The organism is Psychrobacillus sp. FSL H8-0484, from assembly GCF_038005325.1.
Taxonomy (GTDB): Bacteria; Bacillota; Bacilli; order Bacillales_A; family Planococcaceae; genus Psychrobacillus.
This window is the reverse complement of sequence record NZ_JBBOSZ010000001.1, coordinates 1016683-1038288: the sequence shown is the minus strand read 5'-3', so window position 1 is coordinate 1038288 and position 21606 is coordinate 1016683. Positions and strand designations below refer to the sequence as shown.

At 36.0% G+C, this 21606-nt stretch carries 18 protein-coding genes and 1 other annotated feature; of the genes, 3 read left to right on the top strand and 15 right to left on the bottom strand.

The annotated features are described in order from the left end of the window. Positions 1 to 33: 33 nt before the first annotated feature. The 7 genes from spxA to MHH81_RS04660 form a co-directional block, all read right to left on the bottom strand. Positions 34 to 429, bottom strand: coding sequence for a transcriptional regulator SpxA (spxA, locus tag MHH81_RS04690; RefSeq protein WP_340925117.1), 396 nt, complete (start codon positions 427 to 429; stop codon positions 34 to 36). Between the two features lie 407 nt (positions 430 to 836). Continuing rightward, positions 837 to 2045 carry a putative glycoside hydrolase gene (locus MHH81_RS04685; RefSeq protein ID WP_340918483.1) on the bottom strand — a complete coding sequence of 403 codons (1209 nt, stop codon included), beginning with the start codon at positions 2043 to 2045 and terminating at the stop codon, positions 837 to 839. 113 nt (positions 2046 to 2158) lie between these two features. After that, positions 2159 to 3100 carry an ABC transporter ATP-binding protein gene (locus MHH81_RS04680; protein WP_340918481.1) on the bottom strand — a complete coding sequence of 314 codons (942 nt, stop codon included), beginning with the start codon at positions 3098 to 3100 and terminating at the stop codon, positions 2159 to 2161. After that, positions 3100 to 4164, bottom strand: a complete 1065-nt coding sequence (locus MHH81_RS04675; protein WP_340918478.1) for an ABC transporter ATP-binding protein — start codon at positions 4162 to 4164, stop codon at positions 3100 to 3102. Before MHH81_RS04675 ends, MHH81_RS04680 begins: the two co-directional genes overlap by 1 nt. Positions 4165 to 4180: 16 nt before the next feature. Continuing rightward, positions 4181 to 5200: an oligopeptide ABC transporter permease gene (gene opp3C, locus MHH81_RS04670; RefSeq protein WP_340918475.1), complete on the bottom strand. Its 1020-nt coding sequence runs from the start codon at positions 5198 to 5200 to the stop codon at positions 4181 to 4183. Beyond that, entirely contained in the window at positions 5200 to 6132 is a 933-nt protein-coding gene (opp3b, locus tag MHH81_RS04665; RefSeq protein WP_340918473.1) for an oligopeptide ABC transporter permease, read from the bottom strand. Before opp3b ends, opp3C begins: the two co-directional genes overlap by 1 nt. A 192-nt stretch (positions 6133 to 6324) precedes the next feature. Beyond that, positions 6325 to 8034 carry a peptide ABC transporter substrate-binding protein gene (locus tag MHH81_RS04660; RefSeq protein WP_340918471.1) on the bottom strand — a complete coding sequence of 570 codons (1710 nt, stop codon included), beginning with the start codon at positions 8032 to 8034 and terminating at the stop codon, positions 6325 to 6327. A 248-nt stretch (positions 8035 to 8282) separates the two neighbouring features. Here MHH81_RS04660 and MHH81_RS04655 point away from each other — a divergent pair, with 248 nt between their 5' ends. Next, positions 8283 to 8627, top strand: coding sequence for a DUF3899 domain-containing protein (locus MHH81_RS04655; RefSeq protein WP_340918467.1), 345 nt, complete (start codon positions 8283 to 8285; stop codon positions 8625 to 8627). Between the two features lie 53 nt (positions 8628 to 8680). Next, positions 8681 to 8893 (top strand) — a binding site (T-box leader). Positions 8894 to 8936: 43 nt separating this feature from the next. Further along, positions 8937 to 9923, top strand: coding sequence for a tryptophan--tRNA ligase (gene trpS, locus MHH81_RS04650; protein WP_340918464.1), 987 nt, complete (start codon positions 8937 to 8939; stop codon positions 9921 to 9923). Between the two features lie 246 nt (positions 9924 to 10169). Here trpS and MHH81_RS04645 read toward each other — a convergent pair whose 3' ends face one another. The 7 genes from MHH81_RS04645 to MHH81_RS04615 form a co-directional block, all read right to left on the bottom strand. Next, positions 10170 to 12023, bottom strand: coding sequence for an oligopeptide ABC transporter substrate-binding protein (locus tag MHH81_RS04645; protein ID WP_340918462.1), 1854 nt, complete (start codon positions 12021 to 12023; stop codon positions 10170 to 10172). A 60-nt stretch (positions 12024 to 12083) separates the two neighbouring features. Continuing rightward, positions 12084 to 13001, bottom strand: a complete 918-nt coding sequence (locus tag MHH81_RS04640) for an ABC transporter permease (protein ID WP_340918459.1) — start codon at positions 12999 to 13001, stop codon at positions 12084 to 12086. A gap of 29 nt (positions 13002 to 13030) precedes the next feature. Further along, the gene (gene opp4B, locus MHH81_RS04635; RefSeq protein WP_340918458.1) at positions 13031 to 13993 is read right to left on the bottom strand and encodes an oligopeptide ABC transporter permease; all 963 of its coding nucleotides are present in this window, start codon (positions 13991 to 13993) and stop codon (positions 13031 to 13033) included. Between the two features lies 1 nt (position 13994). Next, positions 13995 to 14942: an ABC transporter ATP-binding protein gene (locus tag MHH81_RS04630; RefSeq protein ID WP_340918455.1), complete on the bottom strand. Its 948-nt coding sequence runs from the start codon at positions 14940 to 14942 to the stop codon at positions 13995 to 13997. Continuing rightward, positions 14939 to 15952: an ABC transporter ATP-binding protein gene (locus MHH81_RS04625; RefSeq protein WP_340918451.1), complete on the bottom strand. Its 1014-nt coding sequence runs from the start codon at positions 15950 to 15952 to the stop codon at positions 14939 to 14941. The genes MHH81_RS04630 and MHH81_RS04625 overlap by 4 nt, the downstream gene beginning before the upstream one ends. 636 nt (positions 15953 to 16588) lie before the next feature. Continuing rightward, positions 16589 to 17824, bottom strand: a complete 1236-nt coding sequence (gene fabF, locus MHH81_RS04620; protein ID WP_340918447.1) for a beta-ketoacyl-ACP synthase II — start codon at positions 17822 to 17824, stop codon at positions 16589 to 16591. A 27-nt stretch (positions 17825 to 17851) separates the two neighbouring features. Then, complete coding sequence (locus MHH81_RS04615) at positions 17852 to 18787, bottom strand: beta-ketoacyl-ACP synthase III (protein WP_340918444.1); 936 nt, start codon at positions 18785 to 18787, stop codon at positions 17852 to 17854. A 164-nt stretch (positions 18788 to 18951) separates the two neighbouring features. Between MHH81_RS04615 and MHH81_RS04610 the strand changes: the two genes are divergently transcribed. Continuing rightward, on the top strand, positions 18952 to 19140 hold the full coding sequence (locus tag MHH81_RS04610) for a YjzD family protein (RefSeq protein ID WP_340918441.1): 189 nt from the start codon (positions 18952 to 18954) through the stop codon (positions 19138 to 19140). A 215-nt stretch (positions 19141 to 19355) separates the two neighbouring features. On the opposite strand, the gene MHH81_RS04605 is transcribed toward MHH81_RS04610, so the two are convergent. After that, positions 19356 to 21482: an ATP-dependent Clp protease ATP-binding subunit gene (locus MHH81_RS04605; protein ID WP_340918438.1), complete on the bottom strand. Its 2127-nt coding sequence runs from the start codon at positions 21480 to 21482 to the stop codon at positions 19356 to 19358. Between the last annotated feature and the right edge of the window lie 124 nt (positions 21483 to 21606).

Here is a 21606-nt window from a genome sequence, read left to right as displayed (position 1 = left end):
AAATTTCTTGAAAAACAACCAGCTCTGTTTGTTCTAGTTAACAAGTCGTTGTGCTTCAAGTAATTGATAAGCACGAACTTTTCGAGGTAAAAATCTACGTATTTCGTCTTCGTTATACCCAACTTGCAGACGTTTTTCGTCCAGTATAATTGGTCTACGCAATAATCCAGGATGCTCTTGGATCAATTCGTATAAACGTTGTAACGGAAGGCTTTCCACATCTACATTTAGCTTTTGAAAAATTTTAGAGCGAGTAGAGATAATTTCATCTGTTCCGTCTTCTGTCATTCGTAAAATTTCTTTTATTTCACTTATGCTAAGAGGTTCAGAAAAAATATTACGTTCAGTATATGGAATTTCATGTTCTTCTAACCACGCTTTTGCTTTTCTGCAAGAAGTACAGCTTGGTGAAGTAAATAGTGTAACCATCATTAAAATACACTTCCTTTCATATTTCGTTGTGTTATATAAAGTAGATTATAATTAATTTAATGTAGTATTTTACTTTTATAGTATACACCAATTAATAGTGAATTAAAATACGTTTAAAAGAAAAATTTTACTTTTAATTAATGCTGTCACAATTCTGTTGATTACATAAGCTATACTAGATTTATTAAATCTAAATGACCTACAATTAATTTATACCCGTCTAATTTATTGTTTAAACATAAAAATAAATTATTTTTAGTGCTATTCTCAATTAGATACGAATGATTGAAAATAACTGTTATACTTTATAATACGTTTTTCATGAAATAAGGTTTCAATAAATATAAAAAATATAAAAAAAAGCAAGAATTTTTAAATTCTGCTTTTTTATACATTCCTCTTTATTAAGGGGTATAGTCGACACCTGGAGAATACTTATTTCCTGCATTCCAGAGTAAATACTCCTTAATACCGGCTTCGTTAAGTGCTTTAATTTGCGCTTCAACTTCCTCTTTACCATATGTTAGATAGTTACCTGCCCCTAAGTAAGAAGCTGTAAAATCTTGTATCCATGGTCGTGAAATTGGAGGATTCTCTAATTCTGCTAACTTAGCATTTTCTACTTTTGCATATTCTTGTACTAAGCGGTAGGGCTCTAAATCAGGCTTTACTATCCCGAAGTAAGAAGTCCAATGACTTGGATAGATCATGGAGGAAATAACGTCCACATTCTCCGATATTTTAGAGAAGTTTTGTCCGATTCCAGGTGCTTCCGGTAAAGTTGCTGAATATCCAAAAATATCCACGGATAACTGTGCACCATAAGGTTTTAATTTTTCTCTAGCATATGCCACAAAATCTGTGACTGCAGATACCCTTCTTTGAACTGCATCTAACTCAGATGACTCATATGTTCCCAATGAATACTTTAGTGTGTCTTCTCTATTTTCAAATCCTTCTGGAAATCGTACATAATCAAATTGAATTTCCTTAAAGCCCATTTTGGCAGCTTCTATTGCGATTTCAATATTATAATCCCACACTTCTTGCAAAAAAGGATTAACAAAAGCCTCTCCCCGTCCATTTTTCCAAACAGACGACCCGTCAACGAATGACCATTCAGGCTTTCGCTCTGCAAGTTCCGTATCTTTAAAAATAACGATACGTGCAATTGGATATATTTCTTTCTGTTCCATTGTTTTGAGAGTAGCTTTAAGATCTTTTATGTATGGTCTACCAATATCGTACTTTGTAAGTGGAGATTCTTCACTTGGTTTATATGTTAAATTTCCAAAATCATCTTTAATATCAATTACCATGGCATTTAGTTCAGTTTTGTCTATTAAGGTTACTAAATCATTAAACCTAGCCCCACCTGCAGAATGTCCTGTTACATACACACCTCTTACTGCATCTGGATATTTAAATGTAAATCCAGAGTCATAGATGAATAATTTAGAAGAAGAAACAATCGTTTCGTCAATTGCTCCAAAACTGTACTCTTTCCCAGCAAAGTTATTGACAAATAGATTGGATTCAGCAGAAGCAGTACTTGGTATTAATGCAGCTGCTGCAATTGTAAAAGAGGCAAGCAATTTAAACGTGTACTTCATAATAGTTGTTCTTCCTTTCTTCCTTATGTCTTTATTCTAACAATTTAATAGTTGGAAAGAAAGGGTAAATTGACCAAAATAAACGGCCATTCTAATAAGAATGACCGTTTGTTTTATAGTCGTGAATTGGAGATGGCCTTCAGTGATTCAGATTCCTTTTCAGAACAGAAAACAAAGTGCCCAGGAGTAATTTCACGCATCGCAATTTCTTCTCCATCTTGGTAATTATGAACAGAAGGATCGTATGATTTACGCACACGAGTACGTTCATAATTTGGATCTGGAAGTGGAATTGCAGATAATAGTGACTGTGTATATGGATGTAACGGGTTATTATATAAATCTTCCGCAGGAGCAAGCTCTACTAGCTTCCCAAAATACATTACGCCAATACGGTCAGAAATGTATTTAACCATTGATAAATCATGGGCGATGAATAAATAGGTTAACCCTTTTTCTTCTTGTAATTCTTTTAGTAAGTTTACAACCTGTGCTTGGATAGATACGTCTAGAGCAGAGATAGGCTCATCTGCAATGATGAATTCAGGTTCTACAGCGAGTGCTCTAGCAATACCTAAGCGCTGACGTTGACCACCTGAAAACTCATGTGCATATCGATCAGCATGCTCACGATTTAAACCAACTGTCTCTAAAAGCTCTACAACACGTTCTTTACGTTCTTTTGGATTTTTCACAAGACCATGAATATCTAGGCCTTCTGCAATAATATCCAATACTTTCATACGAGGATTTAAAGATGCGTATGGATCTTGGAAAATCATTTGCATTTTACGATTAAATGTTTTTAAATCTTTTTTCGATTTTTTATCATGTACATCTACACCGTCATAAATCACTTGTCCATCAGTCGCGTTATATAAGCGGATAATTGTACGACCCGTCGTAGATTTACCACAGCCTGACTCTCCAACTAGTCCTAGAGTTTCCCCTTTATATATATCGAAGCTTACGTCATCAACTGCACGAACCTCATTCGGCTTACCTTGATTGAAATATTGCTTTAAATTTCTAATTTCAAGTAATTTTTCAGCCATCAGTAACTACCTCCTTTAGTTCCTTCATAATAACGGCTTCCAGGATACTTTTTCATGCGCTCAACAATAGCTAAAGGTGGTTCTACTTGTGGAGCGTCTGGATGTAATAACCAAGTTGCTGCATAATGAGTATCACTCACTTTAAAGAATGGTGGAGCTTCCTCTAAATCGATTTTCAAAGCATAATCACTTCGAAGAGCAAATGCATCTCCTTTTGGAGGAGACAATAGATCAGGAGGAGTTCCTGGTATAGCATATAATTTTTCTTCTGCTGTATCTAATGAAGGCATTGAGCTTAATAACCCCCATGTATATGGATGTTGTGGATTATAGAAAATTTCATCTACCGTACCAATCTCCACAATTTTACCACCATACATTACAGCTACTCTGTCCGCTACGTTTGCCACAACACCAAGATCATGTGTAATAAAGATAATAGAAGTATCAATTTTCTTTTGAAGATCCTTCATTAGCTCTAAAATTTGAGCTTGAATTGTAACGTCAAGTGCAGTAGTCGGCTCATCCGCAATTAGAATCTGTGGATTACATGCAAGCGCAATTGCAATTACAATACGTTGACGTTGACCACCAGAGAACTGGTGTGGATATTGCTTTATACGAGCTTCAGGTTTTGGCAGACCAACTAAACGTAACAAATCGACAGCTACTTTACGTGCTTCTGATTTACTCACTTTACGATGTTTTAAAATTGGTTCCATAATTTGATTACCAATTGTCATTGTTGGATTTAAAGAAGTCATTGGATCTTGGAAAATCATTGATATATCTTTTCCACGAATCTTTTGCATTTCTTTATCCGTTAATTTCGTTAAGTCTTTCCCGTTAAACAGGATTTGACCATTTTTAAACTCAGAACTTGATTCAGGCAACAGTCGCATAATCGCCTTTGTCGTAACCGATTTACCAGAACCAGACTCTCCAACGATTGCAAGAGTTTCCCCTTTTAATAAGTCAAAATTAACGCCACGAATGGCCTTAACTTCTCCTGCAAAGGTATGGAAGGAAAGCTCTAGGTCTTTAACCTCTAAAATCTTTTCCATTTTGGCTTTCCTCCTTTTAGTCTTTCATCTTCGGATCTAGTGCGTCACGTAAGCCATCACCTAGTAAGTTAAATGCAATCATTAACAAACTTAAAATGAGGGATGGGTACAGTAAAATATGTGGTTGGAATTTAATCATTTTGTAACCATCATTAATAAGTGTACCTAATGACGCATTAGGTGGTTGTAAGCCCAATCCAATAAAGCTTAAAAATGCTTCGAAGAAAATTGCACCTGGAATTGTAAACATTGTATTAATAATGATAATACCTAAAATATTAGGCAAAATATGCTTCACTATAATACGGCCATTTGATGCTCCCAATGTACGAGATGCCAATACAAATTCTTGGTTTTTGAATTTCAATACTTGACCACGAACAATACGCGACATACCAACCCAGCCGGTTATTGTAATAGCGATAATAATCGCCGTTATACCTGGTTCCATGAATAAACTCATGAGAATTACTATTACTAATGTTGGAATTCCATAAAGTATTTCAACAATGCGCTGCAATATATCATCCACACGTCCACCGTAAAATCCAGAAATACCACCGTATGCTACACCAATAACCATATCAATTAACGCTGCCATAAAAGCGATAAATAATGAGATTTGCGTACCTTCCCAAACTCGTGAGAACATATCACGACCAAGACCATCCGTACCAAACCAATAATACGTATCTACTTTTTTCATTTCATATAAATCTACTTCTTTTCCACCTAATGTACCGACCCCATCGAAGATACCTAGCTTTTCAAGTCCAGGTACTTTGGGTGGTAAGTTTGCATGTGTAATTGTTTGAGTATCTGCATCATGTGGACTAATCATTGGTCCCACAAAAGCCATAATGACGATAAATGCCAAAATAAACATACTCACAATAGCTGCTTTATTTTTACGTATACGTAACCAGGCATCTTGCCAAAAACTCATACTTGGTTTTGAAATTCTTTCCGCTTGTGTACTATCAATGTGAACTCTTTCAAAAGATCCAGCAGGTAATTTTTTTATATCTTGACTCATTAATCATTACCTCCTGATAAACGAATACGCGGGTCAATAATTCCATAAAGAATATCAACTACGAATATTACGACAATTAAGAACGCAGAGAAGAATAATGTAGTACCCATAATAATAGAGAAGTCATTAGAGAAAATGGATTTTACAAACTGTTCTCCGATTCCTGGAATAGCAAAAATCTGTTCAATTACAAGTGAACCGGTAAGTAAACCTGCAGCAAGCGGTCCTAAAACCGTCACAAGTGGGATTAACGCATTACGAAAAGCATGCTTAAACGCAATTTCATATCCACTTGCACCTTTAGATTTAGCTAAAGTAATATAATCTGAACTTAATACTTCAATCATTTCTGTACGAATAAAACGTGAAGCAGTCGCAAGTGGCCCCATTGCTAATGCAATAGATGGAAGCACGCTTGACATCCAACCATCTTTCCAAAGAGCAACCGGGAATATTTCCCACTTAACTGCTAGCCAATATTGAAGAAATGTAGCAAAAACGAAAGACGGAATAGAAATACCGACGATAGCAATAAACGTACTACCATAATCCCATATTGTATTCTGCTTTAATGCGGCAATCATACCTAACATGATTCCTAGTGCTACACCAAGTATTAAACCTTGAGTTCCAAGGATAAAAGATGGACCTAATCGATTAATAATCAAGTCTGTTACACTAGCATTTTTAAATTGGAATGAGTTTCCTAAATCACCTTGAGCCAGGTTTAGCATATACTTTGCATATTGTACTGGGACTGGTTGATCTAATCCGTATTTCGCTTCCACTATCGCAAGTTGTTGAGGGGATAGTTTTGAAGCAGAGCTAATCGGGGATCCTGGAAGCGCCTTCATCAAGAAGAAGGTTGCTGTCGCAATCAGGAAAAATGTTATAAACATATAAATCACACGACGAATAATGTATTTTGCCATCTTTGCACCTCCTAATGTAATCTAAAAAAAATAATCTATTATTCTATATAAACAGATAACTATGCTAATTGTCAAAATAACATCAAATAATATAATATTTTGTGAATTCTGATTCATTTAAAAAGAGAGTATATGGCCCTATAGGATACCATATACTCTCTAACTATGAGATTTTTAACCTACTAAAATCGCTTAGTTTTTACCTTCGATATAAGTCCATTTGTAGCTATAGTCTCCACCGAATGGGTGAGCAACAATACCTTTAACATATGGTTTTTGAAGGAACATTAAACCGCGTTGGTAAATAGGTCCGATACCGAAATCTTGATCGATAAGCATTTTTTCTGCATCAGCCATTGCTTGCCAACGAGCAGCAGGATCTAGAGCTAATTCGTTGTTAGCAGAGTTCACTAATTTATCATATTCTGGGTTAGAGTATGACATTTGGTTGTTACCGCCACCTGTTAACCATAAGTTCATGAATGTGTAAGGATCTTGGAAGTCAGGACCCCATCCAGCAACTTGAATCTCGTAGTCTTGGTTTGTATCAAGATCTAAACGAACGTTAAATGGTACTTCTTTAAGAGTAACAGTTAAACCAGGTAAGTTAGTTTCTAATTGAGATTTGAAGTACTCATCCATTTTCTTAGAAAGGTCAGTGTCTCCTCCAAGAATTTCAATTGAAAGCTCAGTAACACCTAGCTCAGCTTTACCTTTTTCCCATGCAGCTTGAGCTTCTTCTACATTGAAAGTAGCCATATCGCCATTTACATCACGGAAGTCAGATGCATTTTCATCGAAAGAGAATTCTTTTGGTACTAGGTAATTAGCTGGTACAGAACCATTTGCTAATACTACATCTACTAAGTCTTGTTTGTTGAAAGCTTTTGAAATTGCTTCACGAATATTTACGTTCGCAAGTGGAGTTTTTTCTCCAGTACGTTCTTGGTTATATTTGAAATAGAATACAGAAGTTTCCAATTCTTTTAGTAATTCTGGGTCAGCAGCGTATTGCATTGCATACTCACCATCAAGAGAAGTACGATCTTTCTCTCCATTTGTATAAAGGTTAACTCTAGTAGCAGTTTCTTTTACTACGTCATAGTTAATTTCCGTAAGTTTTACAGTATCTTTATCCCAGTATTGGTCATTTTTAACTAATTTCCAAGATAATCCTGTCCCATCCCATGCAGTAAGTGAGAATGGTCCGTTGTATAAAACAGCCTCAGAATTTTTCGCATAGTTTTCACCTTGCGATGTAACAAATTCTTCTTTTTGTGGTAAGAATGTTCCAAATGACATAAGAGATAAGAAATAAGGAATTGGTTTTTCAAGTGTTACTTCTAAAGTTTTTTCATCGATTGCTTTAACACCTAATTCAGTGTATTCAACCTTACCTTCAGAAATTTCAGTAGCGTTTTTAATAACTCCAGACATCATGTATGGACCGTATTCAGAACCAGTATCTGGGTTCATAGCACGTTTCCATGCAAATTCAAAGTCATTAGCAGTTACTGGAGAACCATCAGACCAGTTAGCATCACGTAAAGTGAATGTGTAAACTAATCCATCTTCAGAAACTTTTGGTTCACCTTCAGCGATTGCAGGAACTGCAACGTTTTCTTGATTTAAACGGTATAAACCTTCGTTTACATTGTTCAGTAAATCAAAACCAACAGCGTCAGTTGCTAAAGCAGAGTCCATTGTTGGAATTTCAGCAGTCATTATTAAGTTAAGTACCTGTTCTTCGTCAACTACCGCTGCTTCTTCTTCTTCAGGTGTAGTTTCTTTATCTGTTTCTGTAGTTGTTTTAGTGCCTTCTTCTTTACCGCCACATGCAGCTAAGAAAAGAGCAACAACTAACAGTAGGCTTAAAAGCCATGCAAACTTACTATTCTTCATTTTTTTAACCTCCCTAATATTCAGAAAAATTCATTACATTACTTATTATACATTTTACTTTTAACTTGTACAGACCTTTTTTATAATATTTTTACATTGTTGTAACAAAATCATTACATTGTCCTAACAATTGAGAATCATTGGTAATGAAAATGTTTCTTTTTTGATATTCACATTTACTAATATCTAAATTATTTTTTGATTATTTTTTATTTATCTTCTATAATTTACTCTGATAGAGGTGAATTATGAAAAAGAAAGTTATATATTTTTTAAGTGTCCAGTTACTTATTTTGATTCTTATGGTTCTCACTTATGGAAATGCTGAACTCGTTTATTACGCAAATATGTCTTTTTATGTTGGTGGAACCATAACATTTTTCGGATTAATGACATATGTAGTTTCAGGTGGTTTTTTTGATTTCTTTACGGAAAGTACACGCAAAGTGTTCACACCCAAACATATGAAATCAGAAGCAAACAAAATGCGATTGCCTTCGGAAGTTTTTTCATTTCCACACAAGCCAATAATCGCTTTAGGCTTATCCAGTTTATTTTGTATGTGCATCGCTTTATTTGTCTATTATAGTTAATTTTTTCGCTTGATTTTGGAGTTTCTTCTAATATATAATAGTCAAAACTAAATAATTGAGCTTTGACGAAGAAAAGTACATTTAATATCGTATGCTTAGAGAGTCTGTGGTCGGTGTAAACAGAACATACTTTAAATGGAATGGGCTTCTGAGCAGTATATGTGAATTTTAGTAGCATATACCGTATCCTTCACGTTATGAAGAAGAGTGGCTAATTATTTTAGCAAGCTGGGTGGTACCACGGATTTACATCATTCGTCCCTTTTTTGGGATGCATGATGTTTTTTTATTTTAAGGAGGAGTATTCAAATGAAAAAATTATTTTCAGGTGTACAACCAACAGGAACCATCACTCTAGGCAATTATATTGGAGCATTTAGACAGTTTATTTCATTACAAGATGACAATGAATGTGTATTTTGTATCGTAGATCAGCATGCAATTACAATCGCTCAAGACCCTCAAGAACTTCGTAATCACATTCGCTCACTTGCAGCATTATATATCGCTGTAGGGATAGATCCAGAGAAATCTACTTTATTTATACAATCCGAAGTTCCAGCACATGCGCAAGCTGGATGGATTATGCAATGTATATCTTATATCGGCGAACTAGAAAGAATGACACAATTTAAGGATAAATCAGATGGAAAAGATGCCGTTTCCGCTGCATTACTAACGTATCCACCTTTAATGGCTGCAGATATCCTGTTATACCAATCCGATATTGTACCTGTTGGGGATGACCAAAAACAACATGTAGAATTAACACGTGATTTAGCAGAAAGATTTAATAAACGCTATGGTCAAGTTCTTACAATTCCTGAAATCCAGCTACCTAAAAATGGAGCACGAATTAAATCTCTTCAAGACCCTTTAAAGAAAATGAGTAAATCTGATCCAAATCAGAAAGCCACTATTCGCATTTTAGATACACCTAAACAAATTGAAAAGAAAATAAAAAGTTCAGTTACCGATTCAGAAGGTATTGTAGCATTTGACCCTGAAAACAAACCAGGTGTTTCCAATCTTCTTACAATTGAATCTGCTCTAACCAATCTATCGATAGATGCACTTGTTCAAAAGTATGAAGGAGCAGGGTATGGAGATTTTAAAGCATCTGTAGCACAAGTAATAGTAGACCATTTCGCTCCAATTCAAGCACGTTATGAAGAGTTAATAAACTCGTCCGAGCTAGATGAAATATTAGATAAAGGTGCAGAGAAAGCGAATGCAATGGCAAAAAATACTTTATCTAAGATGGAAGCCGCAATGGGCCTTGGAAGAAGACGATAAGAGTTAGACTTAAAATCGAAAGACAAAAAACGGTAAAATCATTGGAGTTCAACATGTACATTAAAACGGAATTCCACGAATAGCCAAGAGATAAAAAGTTCAATGAAAGCACTAAATGGGAGCAGCTAATGACTGCTGTTCCATAACTGATTAAAAAGAGTAAAAGTCTTATTACGATCACATCCTTCGTAAATAATATGAAAAACGCCATCCGTTTATCACGAATGGCGTTTTTCATTTTATATATTATTTTGTTGACTTAACTGGCTCTTCAGCAAGTAATTCTACTTGACTTAAATCGAAATCTTCATTTGCACGATCAACATCATAATTTTTTACACCTTTATTGATTGAGTAAATTGCAGTACGGAATTGAGTTGGAATAACTGGTGCATTTTCTTCCATGTATAATTGCCATTCACGGAATGCATTTGCACGGTAAGTTGAATCGAATGCTTCTGGAGAATCGATTGCTTTAAGCAACTCATCTAACTCCGGAGTTGTGAAACGACTGAAGTTAAATGCTGCTTCTTTCCCATATAAACCTGCTGGAGATGGGTTAGTACCTGTTCCCCATGCAGCCATATAAATATCGATTTCTGGATCATCCGCTTCTACTTTATCGTAGAAAGAGTTGAATTCGATTAAACGTCCTGTTGATAATACAACTTTTAGCCCAACATCTGCCCAGTTTTGAATCCAGAATGCTGCCATTTCTTCTGCGATTGCATCGCCAGCCATTCCTGCGAACTTAATTTCTAATTTTTCACCTTTTGGATTTTCGCGGAATCCGTCTCCATCCGTATCTTTGTAACCAGCTTCGTCTAACAATGCAATTGCTTGATCTTTGTTATACGTATAGCCTTTTAACGAATCATCAAAGAATGTTGAAAATGCTGGTGGAATTAAAGATGTCGCACGAGAGCGTAGGTTATCATAGTAAACCTCATTCACTTGCTCTACATCAAGTGCATAACCCATTGCTTGACGTAATTTTACATCACTCATTTTAGCTGCTGGATCCATTGTAGAAAGTCCAGTTGCTGTATCATATTTACCTAATTTGAATCCTAAATAAGAATAAGAAAGCTCGGGTTGAGCCAAGATTGTAATGTTGTCAAAATCTTTTATTTCAGGATATTTTGTTGCTGGTAATGTGCCAGCTGTCATATGATATTCACCTGTTTGTATTGCTTTTGATATAGAAGTGGAAGGTACTGCTTTTAAAAGAACTCCGTCCAGTTTAGGAGCACCTTTCCAGTAGTTTTCATTTCTTACGAATTGTACAGATTCACCAGGTACGATTTTATCATATTTGAAAGCACCTAATGTTACAGGGTTTTTACGAACTGCATCAGACTCTAAAAGCTCTCCTACTGGAATGTCTTTTAAGATATGACTTGGTTCCGCAGAACTCCATAATCCATCACCACCCGAGAAAATTGCAGGTGATAATTTGTTAAATGAAATTTCTAAAGTAGATTCATCCACTTTTTTCAATCCTGAGATTGTGTCAGCTTTTCCATCGTGGTATTCAACTGCACCAATAATGTTTTGGAAATCACCATCATATCGAATCCCTTGGTAATCAGGGTGACCGATAATTAAATATGGATAAATTAAATCTTCAATTTTAAGAGGTTCTCCGTCAGACCATTTAACGCCTTCACGAATTTTAATTATAGCTTTATTCGTTTTTGGATCTGCTTCTAATGATGCTATTCCTTTGTCAGTGATTAATAGGTCACCATCATCAGCGAATATTACATTGCTTGCGTATTCCATAATATCTGCATCAAAGCCATCTTCATATAATACAAGTGAGAAAATCCCTTGGAATGGAGTATCTGTACCCAGTGCAACTTTTAACGTTCCACCTGTGATTGCATCTCCTTCATTGTTTACTGATAAAGGAAATGCTGATGAATCTGCTGGTTCTGCCGGCTCTGCTACTTCTTCTTCTTTTTCTTCTTCTTTTTCTTTTTCAGGTTCTTTTACTTCTGTACCTGTAGTTTCTTCTTTGTCGTCATTGTTACATGCACCAAGCACAAGCATGAAAGCTATAAGTACTGCTAGTAATGCCCAAAGCTTTTTACTCATTCTTTTTCCTCCTTTTTATATCTTTCTATATATCAAACGAAAATCGTTTAATACCAATCGTTACCCCTGACGTTGTCTTGCATCGGCAGAACGACGAATTGCCTGACCAACATAATTGATGGCTAGCATTAATACTAAAATTAATAAAGATGCTGGTAACCAAACCCACCACTTATCTTCTAAAATCAATGGATTATTCGCATAACTTACAAGTGTCCCTAAACTTGGAACAGTTTGTGGCAATCCAAATCCTAAATAAGATAATCCTGTTTCCAGTCCTACATTCCCCGCAAAACTAAGCGTTAATTCTACAATAAGGATGGAACTTAGATTTGGCATGATTTCTTTGAAAATGATTGTGGCGTCTCTTGTTCCCATTGTTTTTGACGCATTAACATAATCGCGTCTACTTTCCGTAAGCGACTTACTCCTTACAAGTCGTGCAGTACCGACCCACAAGAATGCACTCATAATTAATACAAAACTAGTTATTGTATATTTCGGGATAATTGTAACAAAAACGATAATAATCATTAGTGTAGGAATTGTGATAAAGAAATCAATAATACGCATAAAAATATTATCTATCAAACCACCAAAGTAACCTGTGATTAACCCTATGGCTACTCCCATTATCCCTGTTATAATCGTTACTGATAAAGCAATCGTAATGGAGTTTCGCGCACCGATGATTAATTGTCCTATAATGGAACGGCCACCTTGGTCAGCCCCAAGGAAAAACTTCTCCCCTGGTTCTCCAAACTTGTCACGAAGGCTCACTTTCATAAGGGCTTCTTGATCTATAAACATAGCCGCGATATAGATTCCTAAAATACCTAATACTAAAGCGAATAATGAGAACATAGCTAATTTATCTTTTTTAAACTCTCGTACGAGTACTTGAAAACCAGTAGGTGGAGAGCTATTAACTTCATTTTCTAAATTTCCTGTATTTTTAAATTCCAACGTTTTAGTCATTTTTCCTCTCTCCTTAACCCTTATTTTCGTCAATCTATCCTAATGCGAGGATCTACTATACTCATGATGATATCGGACAAGAGACTACCTAATAATGTTAAGAAGCCGAAAAGCATTACTAATGCAGTAATGACACTATAGTCTCGTGATGAGATGGAATGAATAAACAATTGACCCATCCCAGGATAACCGAAAATAGATTCGATAAAGATAGAGCCGGTAAGCAATCCAGTTATAGTGAAACCAAAAAAGGCTGCTATTGGTAATAAGGAATTTCTAAAAATATGCTGGCTGTAAACCTTTCGTACTGGAATTCCTTTACTTCGAGCAGTACGAACATAATCCATTGATTTCGCATCAATAATTTCTGAACGAAGATATTGAACAACTCCAGTTGTGCCTAGTATTGCATACGTAATGGCCGGCAATATCATATGGTAAATTTTATTCCAAAAATAACCTAGAGTGCCTTCGTCATGTTTTATATCGATTGTTCCACTAGTTGGGAACCAATTCAGCTGATAGCCAAATAAGAATAATAGTAGTAAACCTAATACAAAAGTAGGGATTGCATAAGTAATAAAAGTATATAAAACGATTGATTTATCTAGGAACGTATCTTGATAACGTCCTGCTAAAACTCCTAAAGGAATAGCAAAACTATAAAGTAAAATTACACTCAATAAGGACAGCCAAAGTGTGTTCTTCGCACGATCGCCGATTAAATCGGATACCGGTACTTTATATGTGTAACTTTTTCCAAAATCCCCTTGTGCAGCATTCACTATCCAGTTGTAATATTGTAAATACCAAGGATCATAAAAGCCCGCAGCTTCTCGCATTTCTTCCAGTCTATTTGCATCTGTTTCTGGAGTAATTAATCCTGTAAATGGATCCCCAGGCATAAACTTAGCCAAGATAAAGATAAGCAAACTTAAAACAAATAATTGTGGAATCATTGCAAGTACTCGTCTTAAAATCGTTTTCCACATATTAGATGGCCTCCTTTTTTAAAGCGGCCACCGCTACTTGATGTGTATCAGTCATCGTGTGTAAATTAAATACTCGTCCATTCTCATCAAAATACTTCTGATGATCTACAAGATAGTTTTGTTCCACTTCAATGCGTACTCTTTTACGGGCTTCCCGACCAAGCGGATTTACATCAGGTATAGCGGATAATAAGCGCTTTGTGTATATGTGTTGTGGATTGTTGTAAATATCATGACGATTACCAACTTCTACGAATCGTCCTTTATACATTATTGAAATTTGGTCACACATATGTTTAACTACACCCAAATCATGTGAAATAAATAAATAACTAAGACCAAACTCATTTTGAATATCTTTCAAAAAGTTCAAGACTTGTGCTTGAACGGATAAATCTAGTGCAGAAACTGGCTCGTCAGCAATAATTAATTTGGGATTGGTTGCAATTGCACGTGCAATACCAATACGTTGTTTCTGACCTCCAGAGAACTCATGGGGGTATTTTAATTTCGCATCCTCGTTCATCCCAACAATCGCCAACAACTCATTAATTTTACGTTTTTCCTCATTTGGTGTTAGTTTCAAGAAGTTTCTAATTGGTTCTGCAATAATATCTTGAACTCGTTTCCTAGGATTCAGACTAGAATGAGCATCTTGGAAAATCATTTGTATATCACGATTATAAGAGGAATTGTTACTACGACGTTTATGCGTCACATTCTCCCCTTCATAAATGATTTCTCCAGACGTAATTTTTTCTAATCCAATAATAGATTTACCTGTTGTAGATTTTCCACATCCAGATTCTCCAACCAAACCATAAGTCTTCCCTTTTTCAATATCTAGACTAATTCCATCAACTGCATATACTTTGTCGACGACAGTATTGAAAAATCCTCCGCGAATAGGGTAATGGACGTGTAAATCTTTGATTTGCATAAAGCTCATATGTTATTTCCTCCTTCTTCACTTTCCAAATGAAAGTGCTGCCAGCAAGTGCATCTAACTAAATGACCTGGAGAAATTTCGTGAAGTATTGGATTTTCTTCATGTGCAACATTTGGTATCCATGGAATACGTGCTGAGAAACGGCATCCTGTTCGTGGTAGTTTCACGAGAGAAGGTACAATTCCTTGAATTACTTGTAATTTTTCATTTTCGCTGTTCATTTGTGGAATAGAATTGAATAATGATCGTGTATATGGATGTTTTGGATTCGAGAATAATTCTTCTACTGGCGCTTCCTCAATAATTTGACCAGCGTACATAACCGCTACTCGGTCAGCTACTTCTGCTACAACGCCTAAGTCATGTGTGATAAGAATTATCCCTGCCCCTGTTTCAGCTTGTAAATCATTAAGTAAGTCTAAAATTTGGGCTTGGATTGTCACATCGAGTGCAGTAGTCGGTTCATCTGCAATGATTATATTTGGTTTACAGGAAATGGCAATGGCAATAATAACACGTTGGCGCATCCCACCTGACAACTGATGAGGAAATTGCTTTTTAACGCGCATTGGATTAGGTATTCCAACTTGATTTAATAATTCTATTACACGCTTTTCCCTTTCACTTTTAGACATCTTGGTATGGAATTTTAATGACTCTTCAATCTGTTCACCAATACGCATAAGTGGATTCAAAGCAGACAAAGGATCTTGGAAGATCATTCCGATTTCTTCCCCACGTACTTTGTTAAACTTTTCTTCATCCAGCTTCGCAAGATTTATTCCATCGTAGATAATTTCTCCTTCTACACGGGTCCTATTATGATCGTGAAGCCCAATAATAGAAGTCGCTAATGTAGACTTGCCGCAACCAGACTCACCAACAATAGCTAGAATTTCATTTTTCTTTAAATTGATGGATACACCATCTACTGCATCAAAATATGTATCCTTGATACGAAAGCCAGTATGTAAATCTTTTATCGTTAGTAGTTGATCAGTGATATTCAAAGTAATGAACTCCTTTCAAGAATCGATCGCTAGCCTCTTTACATTCAGAAATATATTTAACTAATTCAATATTTACACTTTTCTGTTTTTTAACTATCTTATTTGTAAAGTCTATTACAGTATTGTTACAATCGCAATACAAATTTTCTATCTTTTCCTTTTATTTACTCTATTTCGAAAATTGTAAAATAAGAATAAGGTCAATAATACCAACAGTTTTATTAATCTTTACATTGTTCAAAAAATTAATTAATAACACAAAAAAAGCATCATTTTTTGATGTTTTTTATCAATAAAATATCATTTAGTGCTTTAAATCGATAATATAATAGTATTTTAATTGACTAAATTAACATGCAACAAAAAAAGCATTTCCAATTTTTAAATTGGAAATGCTTGAATCAATTTTCATAATTCTAATTTATATGAAAAAACACGAACAATACTAAAGGAATATATATTTTACATGGAATAAAGTATAGTTGATTTCCGCTATAGGCGGACGCTTTCCGCGGGGTGAGCGATAAGCCATCACCGCCGCTCACGCGTCGTTTGTGATGTCTTATCTGTCTCACTCATCCCGCTGGAGTCGCCTGTCGCTTCAATCAACGAAGTGATCGCTTTTATAAAATTTAGTTAAATTTTCTTAAACAAGATACTCGCGTTATGCCCACCAAATCCTAATGAATTGCTCATTGAATATTGAATATCAGCTTTTCTAGCAATATTCGGTACATAATCTAAATCACAAATCGGGTCTGGATTTTCTAAATTGATTGTTGGAGGTAAAATACCTTCTTTCAACGCTAGAACACTAAAAATAGCTTCTATTCCCCCAGCTGCACCAAGTAAATGTCCCGTCATTGATTTAGTAGAGCTCATTGCCAAATTATATGCGTGTTCTGCAAAAACAGTTTTCACTGCCAATGTTTCAAATTGGTCATTGTATGGAGTACTTGTTCCATGTGCATTAATATAGTCTACTTGTTCCGGACTGATACCTGCATCTTCAATTGCTTGTTGCATCGCACGAGCAGCACCTTCTCCTTCAGGAGCTGGAGCAGTAATATGATGTGCATCACCAGTGGAACCATATCCAACGATTTCCGCATAGATTTTTGCTCCGCGGGCTACTGCATGTTCATATTCCTCTAATATAAGAATTCCTGCACCTTCTCCAATTACAAACCCATCACGATTTGCATCAAACGGTCTTGATGCTTTTTGAGGATCTGTATTTAAAGTTAATGCAGTGTTTGAACAGAATCCAGCTACTGACATATGTGTGATAGGTGATTCAGCTCCACCTGTGATCATTACATCAGCATCTCCGCGCTCAATCACTTTAAATGCATCCCCAATGGAGTTAGTACCAGATGCACAAGCTGTAACCGTACATGAGTTAATTGCTTTTGCTCCAAAATGAATAGACACTTGGCCAGCAGCCATATCAGGAATCATCATTGGTACAAAAAAGGGACTAACTCGACGAGCACCCTTTTCTAAAAAGATTCGGAATTGCGCTTCATACGTCTCCATCCCACCAATACCAGAACCAATCCATACACCCGTTCGAAGCCCAAGTTCTTCCGTAATAGTTAAGTTAGCATCTTCCACGGCCATGATAGATGCAGCTAGTGCATAATGTGTAAAACGGTCCATCTTACGAGCATCTTTTTTTTCAATATATTTTTCAATATCAAAATCTTTGACTTCTGCCGCAACTTTTGCTGCAAATTGACTAGCATCTAGTCGTGTCAGCATGCCTACTCCAGATTTTCCTTCTTTAATACCAGCCCATGTTGTTTCGATATCGTTACCAAGTGGTGTAATAGCTCCAACTCCAGTGACCACAACTCTACGTTTTGTCATTTATATTCATCCCTTCGTAATTTTAAATTATCTTCCCCATTTTAACGCAATTGCACCCCATGTTAATCCTCCACCGAATCCAACCATCACAATAACGTCATCGTCATTCACTTTACCATTCATTACTTCTTCTTTTAAAGAAAGTGGAATAGAAGCAGAAGAAGTGTTTCCGTATTTATGAATTGTCTTAGACATTTTTTCTTTTGGTAGCTCTAGTCTCTCTCTCGCTGCTTCCATTATTCGAATATTTGCTTGATGCGGGATTAACATATCTACATCTTCTTTATTTAATCCAGCTTTCTCTATTACATTAACCGCAGACTCTCCCATTTGTCTAACAGCAAACTTAAAAACTTCTCTGCCATTCATCGTAAGGTATGGACCATCTTGCTGTAAATACTTACCGCCGCTTCCGTTTGCACCAAGCTCGAACGATAATATACCACGTCCCTCGGATACTTTACTAACGATTACAGCACCCGCTCCATCACCAAATAGCACGGCTGTATTACGATCTTCCCAGTTTGTTATTTTAGAGAGCTTTTCTACGCCTACTACTAGTACATGAGAATACGTATCGGTTTCAACGAATTGCTTTGCAGTAACTATTCCATACATAAATCCTGCACATGCAGCTGATACATCCATTGCCGCAGCGTTTGACGCTCCAAGTTGTTCTTGTAACATTGTTGCTACACTTGGGAAAGGATTATCGGGTGTAACAGTTGCTACTAAAATTAAACCAATTTGTTCTGGATTTATTCCTGCATCCTTAATCGCTTCTTGTGCTGCTTTAAACGCCATATGAGAAGTATTTTCTTCTGGTGCGGCAATTCTTCTTTCTTCTATACCAGTTCTAGTTCGAATCCATTCATCAGATGTATCTAATTTTTTTTCAAGGTCTTCATTTGTCAAAATTTGATCAGGTGCATATGAACCTAAACCGATTATTCCTGCATTCATGAAAGTTCCTCTTTTCTTATAATCTATTATTAGTACCTGGTATTAATAATAACGAATATATGAACATTTTTCAACATCATAGTTAGATGTATTAAATAATCTTTTGAAAAGAACCACCGTATGGTATGATACATATAGTTAAAATCAATATGAGGTGAAAACAAATGAAATATATTATGACGTTAATATGGTCAGTTATTTTAGTTACAATGTTAAATTACGTAGTAAGCTCTGTACAGAACGTACCATTCGAAGTTGTTAATGGATTAATCATGTCAGTTCCAGTTGCAATTATGATTTTTATTATCGTTGCAATTATTCCAAACGACCCAGTAGCTTCAGAACATCACTAAAAAACAGCTCCCACTTGTTGGGAGCTGTTTTTATTTTGAGATGTGAGGATTCCACATTATATTGCGAATAATCCACTCTATCTTGCGAGTAACGCTTGTTATATTGCGCATAGCTTAAATATTGCTAGTATTCCTCATAATGTTGCAAATAGTCCAACCTATCTTGCGAGTACACTACGCAATGTTGCGGATAACGTAATCTATATTACACCTTGTTATCTTACAGTCAAGTGTCCATCTTCTACACTCGCTTCAATAGTGCCTCCTGGAAGAACATTTCCACCAATTAGCATTTTCGCTACAGCAGTTTCTAGATTACGTTGGATGAATCGTCTTAAAGGTCTTGCACCATATGCTGCATCTGTTCCTTCATTTACAATCCACTTAAAGACATTATCTTGCACTTCCAATGTAACTTCTTGCTCTTGCAATCTTTTTTGTAGCTGCTTCACATATTTCTCTGCGATTTTTTCAAAATGATGTGTCGTCAATGAATGGAACATAATGATGTCATCCATACGATTTAAAAGCTCGGGCTTAAAGTGCGCTCGAAGTGCAGTCATGACAAGTGTCTCTTCCTCTTCCCCTACTTTACTAGTCGTATTTCCAAGATATTGCGAACCAATATTAGATGTTAATATGACAACTGTATTCGTGAAATTAACGATCCTTCCTTGGCTATCCGTAATTCGTCCATCATCCATTAATTGCAGTAAAATATTCGCAACATCAGGGTGAGCTTTTTCAATTTCATCTAATAAAACAACGGAGTAAGGATTTCTGCGTACCGCTTCCGTCAGCTGACCACCTTCTTCATATCCAATATAGCCAGGAGGAGCGCCTACTAGTCGCGATACACTATGTTTTTCCATATACTCTGACATGTCGATACGAATAAAATGCTCTTCCGAATCAAATAAGTTGGCAGCCAATGCTTTGGCAAGTTCTGTTTTCCCAACTCCAGTAGGTCCTAAAAATAGGAAGGATCCAATCGGTTTTTGTGGATCTTTTATACCTGCTCTAGCTCTCCAAACGGCTTCCGTCACTAACTGAACCGCTTGATCCTGTCCAACTACTCGTTCTCCAAGCGTTTCTTTTAATCGCAAAAGTTTTTCTCTTTCTCCTTCGATAAGTTTTGTGACTGGGATGCCAGTCCATCTTGAAATAATTGATGCAATTTCATCAGCAGTTACTTCTTCTCGTAGTAAGCGCGTGTCCGTATCATTGTTTACTTCTTGCTCATAGACTAGTAATTCTTTTTCCAGAGTAGGTATCTTTCCATGACGAAGTTCTGCTGCTTTATTTAAATCGTACTTATTTTCAGCTTCCTCCAATTCTCTACGATATCGATCCAACTCTTCTCTTTTTTGCTGAATTACTTGAATCGCTTCTTTTTCCTGCCCCCATTTACTTCTCATTTCACTAGTTGATTCCTCTAGTTCTGCTAAGTCTTGACGCAATTGTTCTAATCTTTTTCGACTAGCAGCATCTTTTTCTTTTATTAACGCTTGTTCTTCTATTTGCAGCTGCATCATTTTTCTCGTAACTTCGTCTAACTCCTGCGGCATGGAATCTATCTCTGTTCGAATCATTGCACATGCCTCGTCTACTAAATCAATTGCCTTGTCCGGAAGAAAGCGTTCTGTCATATAACGATTAGAAAGCTGCGCTGCAGCGACAATCGCTCTATCATGTATGCGTACACCATGATGCAATTCAAATCTTTCTTTCAACCCGCGTAAAATAGAAACTGTATCTTCAACAGATGGCTCTCGTACGAGTACTTGTTGAAATCTTCTCTCTAAAGCAGGATCCTTTTCAATATACATACGATATTCATCTAATGTCGTTGCACCAATACAATGTAATTCTCCTCGAGCTAGCATCGGTTTTAACATATTACCTGCATCCATGGCACCGTCTGTTTTTCCAGCTCCTACAATTGTATGGATTTCATCGATAAATAAGATAATTTGTCCTTCGCTCTTTTTTACTTGCTTCAATACCGCTTGTAATCGTTCTTCAAATTCTCCTCGATACTTCGCCCCTGCAATGAGGGAGCTCATATCTAATTCAAATATTTCTTTCTCTTTCAAGCCCTCCGGTACATCTTTTCGGACAATACGTTGTGCTAATCCTTCTACAATGGCTGTTTTCCCTACACCAGGTTCTCCAATTAAAACAGGATTATTTTTTGTTTTTCTAGACAAAATCCGAATAACATCTCGAATCTCTTGATCACGACCGATAACAGGATCCATCTTTCCTTCTTTCACTGCAGTAATTAGATTACGACCGTACGTTTCTAAAGGACTTTTTTGATCTTGTTGATTCATTTGCATAACCAAACATCTCCCTTAAAATAGTTTGACCTTTTTTGACTAATGTAATTATAATATCTTCTCTTATTATTTGTAAAGAAAAGTGATTTTTCCCAAAGACGTTAGGTTATTATGCTATGATTGT